The following is a 456-nucleotide window of genomic DNA, read 5'->3' as shown; positions in this document are numbered from 1 at the left end:
CACGAAAGTAGACGAAATTTATTGTGCTCAACTCTGGCATCAGCCGGCCCGATCAAGATCAAGTGTGAGCTGACCGTTGGGCCGCGGCTCCAGGTACTCGGCGATCGCACCTCTGCCGACCGAGGGGATTCCGCTACGGGCTCGCCATGAATCAGACAGTGGCACGAGCCTTACCGTCAGGGCGGGACGTTTGTCCCGCAGCAGGGAAGCAGGAACCGCAAGAATCATGTCATCATCGTTCTGGTACTGCACGTAGAACGGCGAATGAGTATTAACGATAACCTGCCTGAGGGGATTTTCGTCATCCGGCTGGAAGAAGGGGTCAACCGCCAGGTCCCGCACCAGGTTGACCATCGCCTCCACCCTGCCGGGATGGATGCCGTTCTCCGGCTCCTCCATGCACAGGAGCCCCGAGAAGGACGGATCCTGCGCAATGATACAGAGTGCCAGGAAGCG

Annotated in this window: 1 protein-coding gene; it reads right to left on the bottom strand. The window is 59.0% G+C overall.

The features are described from left to right. Positions 1-39: 39 nt before the first annotated feature. A partial coding sequence (locus tag G6R24_RS21400; RefSeq protein ID WP_163550891.1) for an AAA family ATPase occupies positions 40-456 on the bottom strand: 417 nt, incomplete at its 5' end.

Origin of the sequence: Candidatus Frankia nodulisporulans (assembly GCF_902806475.1) — a bacterium.
Taxonomy (GTDB): Bacteria; Actinomycetota; Actinomycetes; order Frankiales; family Frankiaceae; genus Frankia; species Frankia umida.
This window is presented reverse-complemented; position numbering and strand designations above follow the sequence as displayed.